Source organism: Oleiagrimonas sp., assembly GCF_027858935.1.
Classification (GTDB): domain Bacteria; phylum Pseudomonadota; class Gammaproteobacteria; order Xanthomonadales; family Rhodanobacteraceae; genus Oleiagrimonas.
This window is the reverse complement of record NZ_JAQIBU010000028.1, coordinates 1-8,324: the sequence shown is the minus strand read 5'-3', so window position 1 is coordinate 8,324 and position 8,324 is coordinate 1. Positions and strand designations below refer to the sequence as shown.

At 65.5% G+C, this 8,324-nt stretch carries 6 protein-coding genes; 4 read left to right on the top strand and 2 right to left on the bottom strand.

Annotation, left to right across the window (positions count from 1 at the left end):
* The first annotated feature begins 14 nt into the window (after positions 1 to 14).
* Complete coding sequence (locus tag PF446_RS01160; protein WP_298068869.1) at positions 15 to 3,392, top strand: YhdP family protein; 3,378 nt, start codon at positions 15 to 17, stop codon at positions 3,390 to 3,392.
* Positions 3,393 to 3,464: 72 nt separating this feature from the next.
* Positions 3,465 to 4,910: a metalloprotease TldD gene (gene tldD / locus PF446_RS01155; protein ID WP_298068867.1), complete on the top strand. Its 1,446-nt coding sequence runs from the start codon at positions 3,465 to 3,467 to the stop codon at positions 4,908 to 4,910.
* Between the two features lie 138 nt (positions 4,911 to 5,048).
* Here the strand turns inward: tldD and yjgA are convergent, their stop codons facing one another.
* Complete coding sequence (gene yjgA, locus PF446_RS01150; RefSeq protein WP_343224638.1) at positions 5,049 to 5,633, bottom strand: ribosome biogenesis factor YjgA; 585 nt, start codon at positions 5,631 to 5,633, stop codon at positions 5,049 to 5,051.
* Between the two features lie 71 nt (positions 5,634 to 5,704).
* Here yjgA and pmbA point away from each other — a divergent pair, with 71 nt between their 5' ends.
* Positions 5,705 to 7,060, top strand: coding sequence for a metalloprotease PmbA (pmbA, locus tag PF446_RS01145; protein ID WP_298068865.1), 1,356 nt, complete (start codon positions 5,705 to 5,707; stop codon positions 7,058 to 7,060).
* A gap of 79 nt (positions 7,061 to 7,139) precedes the next feature.
* Complete coding sequence (locus PF446_RS01140; protein WP_343224637.1) at positions 7,140 to 7,604, top strand: DUF4870 domain-containing protein; 465 nt, start codon at positions 7,140 to 7,142, stop codon at positions 7,602 to 7,604.
* Between the two features lie 39 nt (positions 7,605 to 7,643).
* Here the strand turns inward: PF446_RS01140 and PF446_RS01135 are convergent.
* The coding region (locus PF446_RS01135) for a farnesyl diphosphate synthase (protein WP_298068863.1) at positions 7,644 to 8,324 on the bottom strand (681 nt) is incomplete at its 5' end.

Below are 8,324 nucleotides of genomic sequence, written 5' to 3'. Positions count from 1 at the left end.
CCGGTCGGCTGTACATGGGCGGAAACAATGTGGACCTGGGTCAGTTGCTGGCCGGTGTGGATGTGGCCGGTCGTGGCGTCGACAGTGGCCGGGGCGATCTGGCGATCTGGCTGGACTGGAAGGCAGGGCGCGTGGTCTCGGCAACGACGCGCATGGATCTGTCCGATCTTGCCCTGCACGGGCCGGAGGGCGAGCTGAAGATGCATCGCGAGCAGGCGCTGCTGGGCTTTGCGCGCCGTCCGGAGGGCCTTCGTATCCGCTATGCCGGTCCCGCTGGCGCACAGGCACGCGTTGATGTTCGTGGAAAGGGTGCGGCACGCGAGATCAGCGCGCGGGCGCTGCACCTGAATCTGTCCCGCCTGGTGCCCTGGTTGACCGAAGCGCCCGGTCTGCCGCCCGCGCTCAGCAAGTGGCTGTTTGCGGCCAGACCGGACGGGACCCTGGACCAGGGGCGCCTGGAATGGTCGGCTCAGCGCGGTCTGGCCAGTCTGGATGCGCAATTTCACGGCCTGACGCTGCAGGCAGCGGGGCATCGGCCCGGTCTGGGGCCGTTACGCGGGCATCTTATGGGTGACGCCGAGGCCGTGTCGCTCGACTTGCCGGCACAGGCGGTCACGCTCAGCATGCCGGGGACCCTGCAGCAGCCGATCGTGCTGACGTCCCTGAATGGGGCCATCAGCGCATGGCAACAGGATCGGGATTGGCATATCGGAAGCGGTGGAATCACATTTTCCGGAAAGGAGTTTTCCGGACAAGTGCGTGGCGCAGCGCGCATGCCCGGTGCCGACGGCATGCCCTACATGAACCTGTACTTCACCCTGGGCCGGACCGATATGTCCGTGATCAGAAGGTTTCTGCCCTCCCGCCTGCTCCCCGAGAAACCCAGGAAATGGCTGGACCGGGCGCTGGTCAAGGGCGTGCTGGATCATGCCGAGGGCCTGATACACGGCGACCTGGGCGACTGGCCCTTCAACCAGCAGCGTGGGCGGTTCGAGGCCCGCGGGGAGATTTCCGGCCTGACGCTGGATTACGCAAAGCAATGGCCACGCGTCGAGGACGTGCATGCCGTGGCCAGCTTTGTCGATGACGGCATGCTGGTGAAGGCCGATGCCGGTCATGCCGGCGGCAATAGCATCACCGATGCCGTGGCCTCGATTGCCCACTTCCGGCATGGCCAGCTGGCGCTGAGTGTGCAGGGCAAAGGGACCGGCGCGAGCATGCTCGATTTCGCCCGCAACAGCCCGATCGCGCATCGGCATGCCTCGGCGCTCAAGGACCTCAAGCTCGGCGGAACGAGCGAGTTCGACTTCGGCCTGGTGCTTCCGTTCAGCGACCTTCGAAATTACACACTGGCCGGCGAGGCGAAAGTGAAGGGTCTGGACGTGGACAATGCCGATTGGGGCCTTTCAATGCGTGGGCTCGCCGGTACGCTGCACTTCAACGGCAGGGGATTGCACGGCGAAGGACTTCCGGTGCGCTTCAACGGCGTGCCCTCCACGCTCGACCTTGCACTGGGACCGGGGGCTACGGGTGATCCTGACAAACCGGTCCAGGTTGCCATCCACGGGATCTATGACATGCCTGCCCTGATCAAGGGCAGGCCGGTTCTGGCGCCGTTGGCGCAGGTCGCCAGCGGATCGGCCGCTTTCGATATCGGCTTTGCAATCACCGATAGCCCAAAGGATCAGGTCAGGCAGGTATTGACGGTTGATTCCGGCCTGGATGGCATGGCCCTGGACTTGCCGGTCCCGCTGGACAAGCCGGCTTCGGTTCACTTGCCGATGCACCTGGCACTGCAGTTGCCGGTCAGTGGTGGCGATCTCAGCCTGTCCCTGGGCTCGCTGGTGCAGGCCCGTGCGCGTCTGCCCACGACTGCGGGCGCGCCGCTGGCCTTGTCGGTCCGGCTCGGCGATCAGATGCCGGACAGCCTTCCGGCCCGCGGCATCCGCATTCGTGGGCACGGCAAGGACCTGAATGTCTCCGGCTGGTTGCAGCGCGCGCTGGATGCAAGACGCAGTCCGCAAGGACCGCCGATGCAGCTGGATGGCGTGGACGTGAATGTGGATCGTGCCCTGATGTTTGGAGCCACATTCAAGCCCCTGCACCTGAAGCTGGCCCAGCAGCCCGGGCAGGTCCGCATGACGCTGGACGGACCGCAGGTGAAAGGCACGCTCACGCTGCCTACGACTGATCTTTACAAACGCGGCATCGTGGCGCATCTGCAGCGGCTGTACTGGCCGGACGAGTCCGCAAAGGACCCGGGTGCATCAAATGCACAAGCGAACGGCCACCCCGCGCTGGCGGCCGCGGCTTCAGCCCCCGCGCAGCCGGCTCCGGCCACCATCGTCAAGAGTGACGCCGCCTATGCCAATACCGGCATCAACCCGGCGACCATCCCGCCCCTGCACATATCGGTCGGCGACCTGCGTCTGGGCAATGCGCATCTGGGCGAAGCCCGTTTCGAAAGCTGGCCGACCCCAAGCGGGATGCACATCGATCAGATGCGCACGCATACGCGCGATGTCCAGGTCATGGCCACGGGGGACTGGCTCGGCGACGCGCATGACAGCCGGACCCACATGCGCATCGATTTCGGCGCCCAAAACCTGGGCAGCCTGCTCAACACACTGGGCTTCCAGGGGTTGTTCACTGGTGGGCAGACGCGTGCGCACCTGGATGCGAGCTGGCCGGGCGAACCCTCCTCCGTTGCGCTGGCTCGCATGAGCGGCAATCTCGGGGTTCAGGTCAGCAAGGGCCGCATTCCCGAGGTGCAACCCGGCATGGGTCGCCTGCTGGGATTGATGGCCGTGACCGAACTTCCGCGTCGTCTGTCTCTGGATTTCGGCGACGTGTTCGGCAAGGGCCTCGGATTCGATTCCATCACCGGGCACTTCAAGCTCGATGATGGAGTGGCACATACGGATGACCTGAAGATCAAGGGGTCGGCTGCCGAAATCACCATCACCGGACGCACCAACATGCGCAACAAGACCTATGACCAGCACGTGCTGGTGATCCCGCACGTGGGCAACAGCCTGCCCGTTGTCGGTGCGCTTGCGCTGGGCCCGGTCGGCGCCGCGGCCGGACTTGCCGTGCAGGGTTTGCTGGGCAAGGGTCTGAACAAGGCTGCAAGCGCGCGCTATACCCTCACCGGAAGTTGGCAACATCCGAAGATCACCTTGATCGACAAGGACGAGATCCACACCCCTGCTGCGACACCGAAGGCTCCCCGCGCATCGGCCCCGAGTGCCACGTCGCCCATGCCCGCCCCGCTACCGCCCCAGGCCGCGCCTGCCGCATCCACACCGACTGCTTCGCAAACCGCGCCGGAGGCGTCCATGCCATCCTCGGTGCGCACGCAACCCGCAGCCGCGTCCTCCAATGGCAGATAAGCACGCACGGCGGGGTTTAAGTCGTCGCTGTAGCCCCCATACTTTTCATCATTCTCGCGTACCGGAATATCCATGACACTCGAACAACCGCTGGCTTTAGCCGAACGTCGCCTGCTGGCCCCGGGCGGACTCGGACTGTCCGATCTTGACCGCGTCTTCACGGGCCTTATGGGGGCATCCGTGGACGCCGCCGACCTGTATTTCCAGCATTCACGAAGCGAGTCCTGGGTGCTCGAGGACGGCATCGTGCGCGACGGCAATCACAGCATCGAACAGGGTGTTGGCGTGCGTGCCATGGCCGGCGAGAAGACCGGCTTTGCCTATTCGGATGACATCGTCATGCCGAAGTTGCTGGAGGCGGCGGGTGCCGCGCGTGCCATTTCCTCCAGCGGACCGGGCGTCGGCGTGCCGCTCGCGCTGAACGGAAGTCCAGCGCTGTATCCGGCGCTGGACCCGATCGACAGTCTGCCCAACGACGAGAAGATACGCGTGCTGCGTGAGATCGATGCGCAGGCGCGCGCGATGGATCCGCGCATCACCCAGGTCGTGGTGAGCATTGCCGCCACGGTGGATACTGTACTGGTGGCGGCCTCCGATGGCACCCTGGCTGCCGATGTGCGGCCCTTGGTTCGCTTGAACGTGCAGGTCATCGCCGAGCAGGGCGGGCGTCGGGAACAGGGTTTTTCCGGCGGTGGTGGCCGCTTCGACTATCGCCAGTTGCTGGATAGTGGGCGACCGAAGCATTGGGCAGCTGAAGCGGTGCGCCAGGCGCTGGTCAATCTGGATGCGGTGGATGCGCCGGCCGGAAGCATGCCGGTGGTATTGGGTCCGGGCTGGCCGGGCGTGCTGTTGCACGAGGCCATAGGCCACGGCCTGGAGGGGGACTTCAACCGCAAGGGAACATCGGCTTTTTCCGGGCGTATCGGCGAGCGGGTGGCGGCCAGGGGCGTGACCGTGGTCGACGACGGCACGCTGGAGGGACGCCGCGGTTCGCTCAGCATCGACGACGAGGGCACCCGCAGCCACTGCACCACCCTGATCGAGGACGGAGTCCTGGTCGGCTACATGCAGGACAAGCACAATGCCCGTCTGATGGGCATGGCGCCGACCGGAAACGGCCGGCGCGAGTCGTTTGCCCACCTGCCGATGCCGCGCATGACCAATACCTACATGCGCGCGGGGACCCGGGACCCTGAAGAGATCATCCGTTCGGTCGAGCGTGGCCTCTACGCGGTGAATTTCGGCGGCGGTCAGGTGGACATCACCAGCGGCAAGTTCGTGTTCTCTGCCGCCGAGGCCTATCTGATCGAGAACGGCAAGGTCACGCGACCGGTCAAGGGTGCCACGCTGATCGGCTCCGGTCCCGAGGTACTCACGCGCGTGTCCATGATCGGCAACGACCTGGCGCTGGATGAAGGTATCGGCGTGTGCGGCAAGGACGGCCAGAGCGTTCCGGTCGGCGTCGGCCAGCCGACCTTGCGCGTGGATGCCATGACGGTGGGCGGCACGGCTTCCTGAAGCCTGTCCGTCGGCTACGCATTGCACCAGTCAAGATCCTACACGCATGGCTTGTCGATCCCGGCAGGGTCCTGCCGGTCATCAGATTCGGACAAGCATGCTTTGCATGCGGTGTGCGGATCCCCGTGAACTTGCGGTTCAATCGTCCGGGTCGGCGTCCGCGATGGTCCGCAACAGGCGAAACAGCTCGCGGTAGGCGCGCAGCGGCTTGTTGCCCAGTCTCTCCATCCGCGCCTGACGGACCAGGGTGCGCAGTTGTTGGCGGTCGACGTCGGGATAGCGGGCGATGAACTCGCCCAGGGCCGCGTCGCCATCGTCGAGCAGCCGCTCGCGCAGCGTTTCCAGACGCTGCAGCGCGGCGTTTTCCTGGCGCCTGAGCTCCTGATTCTCGCCCATTGCGGCATGCGCGGACGCGAAAACGTCGTCGTCGTGGCGGCGCATCAGTTTGGCCAGGAAGGCCAGCTGCCGCTTGCGCGCGCCATGCGACTTGATGCGGCGTACCTGGGCAATTTCGTTGCGCACGTCCTCGGGCAGCTCGATCTGGTCGAGCCGGTTGGGAGGCAGTGCCACCAGTTGTTCGGCCAGGGCCAGCACCGCCAGCGCGTCGCGCCGTTGCTGGCTGCGGCTGGGGCCGAGGTCGTCAATGTCGGGTTCTTCGTTTTCCAAGGCATCCATCCGGTGCGGTTCTTCAGCCATTGTCCCGTATCGGCGCAGCCTGCGCACGCCGGCTGCAGGCGCTCGGCCAGGAACGCGAGGCATGCGACAATCATTGGCTTCTTTGCAAGGATCGAATCGTGAACAGCATCGCTTCAACATCGGACCGCACCGTGGAGCTGGATCGCCTGGCCACACTGGCCGAGGACGTCATTGCCAGGGCACGCGCCGCGGGCGCCACACAGGCCGAGGTGTCGGCCAGTGTCGAAACCGGGCTCAACGTCAATGTCCGGCTGGGCGAGGTCGAGACGGTCGAGCACACGCGTGATCGCGGCTTCGGCCTCACCGTCTACTTCGGTCAGCGCAAGGGTTCGGCCAGCACCGCGGATCTCAAGCCCGAGTCGATCCAGGCCACCCTGGACCAGGCGTGTGCCATCGCACGACATACCGAGGAAGATCCCTACGCCGGGCTGGCCGACGCGACCCGCATGGCGCAGGCGTTTCCCGACCTGGACCTTTGGCATCCATGGCAGCCGGCCGTCGAAGAGGTGATCGCGATTGGCCAGCGTATCGAGCACGCGGGCCGCGATATCCAGGGGATTCGCAATTCCGAGGGCGCCTCGGTCGGCACTGGGGCCAGCCTGGGCGTGTATGCCAACTCGCACGGCTTTTTGGGCCGCGAATCGGCCACCCGGCACACGTTTTCCTGTTCGCTCATCGCCGGTGAAGGCGCGGACATGCAGCGCGACTACTGGTACGACACCACACGCCGTGTTCAGGACTTGATGGATGCCGGGGAACTGGGCCGCGAGACCGCACGCCGGACGCTGGCGCGCCTGGGTGCGCGCGGACTGTCCACGCGGCAATGCCCGGTCGTGTTCGCCCCCCCTGTCGCGCGCGGACTGATCGGGCATCTTCTGGCCGCGATCAGCGGCGGCTCGCTGCACCGGCGCGCCAGTTTCCTGCTGGACCAGAAGGGCGAGCCCGTGCTGCCCGAATGGTTGTCGATCACGGAAAACCCGCATTTGCCGCGTGGACACGGTTCGGCAAATTTTGATGCCGAGGGTGTGGCCACGGTGGACTCGGATATCGTGCGCGATGGCGTCCTGTCGCGCTATCTGCTGGGCAGTTACTCGGCGCGCAAGCTGGGCCTGTCCAGCACCGGCAATGCCGGCGGCACGCACAACGTCGTGGTCAGTCACGGTGAAGACGATTTCCAGGACATGCTGGCGCGCATGGATACCGGCCTGCTGGTGACCGAGGTGATGGGGCAGGGCGTGTCCATCATTACCGGCGATTATTCACGCGGCGCCTCCGGGTTCTGGGTGGAGAACGGCCGGATCGTGCATCCGGTGCAGGAAGTCACCATTGCCGCCAACCTGCGCGAGATGTTCATGGGCATCGGCGCGGTGGGTGCGGACGTGGATCACCGCTCGTCGATCCTGACCGGTTCGATCCTGATCGATCGCATGACCGTGGCCGGTGACGCGGCCTGAGATGGCGTGATTGCATGTCCTTGACACCTTCGGGGGTGGCGGCGAAAGTGGGCCACACCGATGCGAGGAGCTCATGGCAATGAACACCCCGTCAGACCAGATCCCGCCGCATGGTCCGCCTGCCGCCAGCACGCCGTCTTCGCCGCCGCCGGAATCGCCCGCGATGGAGATCGACCCGCAGGCACGCCAGTGGGGCATGTTCGCCCATCTTTCGGCGCTGCTGGGTGGCCTGATCACCACCGGGTGGGCAGGCAGCCTGGGCTGTTTTATCGGTCCACTGATCATCTGGCTGGCGAAGAAGGAAACGATGCCGTTCGTTGATGATCAGGGCAAGGAAGCGCTGAACTTCAACCTCACCATTGCGATCGTGTTTTTCCTGCTGCTGCTGCTGTCGATCGCCACGTTCGGTATCGGTCTGCTGATCGCGATCCCGGGATGGTTCATCGTTGGCATCTACTGGCTGGTGATGACGATCGTCGCTTCGATCAAGGCCAACGAAGGCGTGGCCTACCGTTATCCGTTCTGCCTGCGCCTGATCAAGTAACGCTGCAGCGGCATGCCGGCGTGGCCGTGCGCACTGCGCTCAGTGTTCGCGGGTGGCGGTAAAGCGCGCCAGTTGTGCCAGCGTATCGGCCGGTTCGCCGAGGAAGGCCACGGCTTCCAGTGCCTGGTCGGTAAGCTCTTGCAGACGCTGCCTGGAGGCGGTCATGCCGATCAGGCCCGGGAAGGTCGATTTGTTCTGGGCGGCATCCTTTCCGGCGGTCTTGCCCAGGACCTCGGTTTCCGACTCCACGTCGAGGATGTCATCGCGCACCTGGAAGGCCAGGCCCACGGCAACCGCGTATCGTTCAAGCGCGTCGAGGGTTCGCGTATCGGTGCATCCGCCAGCCAGCGCGCCCAGGCGAACCGAGGCGCGGATCAGGGCGCCGGTCTTGAGCGCGTGCATGTGTTCCAGTGCTGCCAGGTCCAGCTGGCCACCGGTGGCTGCAAGATCCTCGGCCTGGCCGCCCGCCATGCCCTGGGCCCCGCAGGCCTCGCCCAGTACACGCAGCATGGTCAGGCGTGCCGGCGCGTCGCCGTTGGCCTCGCTTGCCAGCAGCTCGAAGGCCAGCGCCTGCAGGGCATCACCGGCCAGTATGGCCATGGCTTCGCCGAAGGCGACGTGGCAGGTCGGTCGTCCGCGACGCAGTTCGTCGTCGTCCATGGCCGGAAGGTCGTCATGCACCAGCGAATAAGCGTGGATCAGTTCCACTGCGCAGGCCGG

What these genes read in the sequence shown, in the direction of transcription:
- PF446_RS01140 (WP_343224637.1), top strand. Translation starts at nt 7,140, where the DNA reads ATGAACACCCCGTCAGACCAGATCCCGCCGCATGGTCCGCCTGCCGCC.
- PF446_RS01160 (WP_298068869.1), top strand. Translation starts at nt 15, where the DNA reads ATGGGCGGAAACAATGTGGACCTGGGTCAGTTGCTGGCCGGTGTGGAT.
- tldD (WP_298068867.1), top strand. Translation starts at nt 3,465, where the DNA reads ATGACACTCGAACAACCGCTGGCTTTAGCCGAACGTCGCCTGCTGGCC.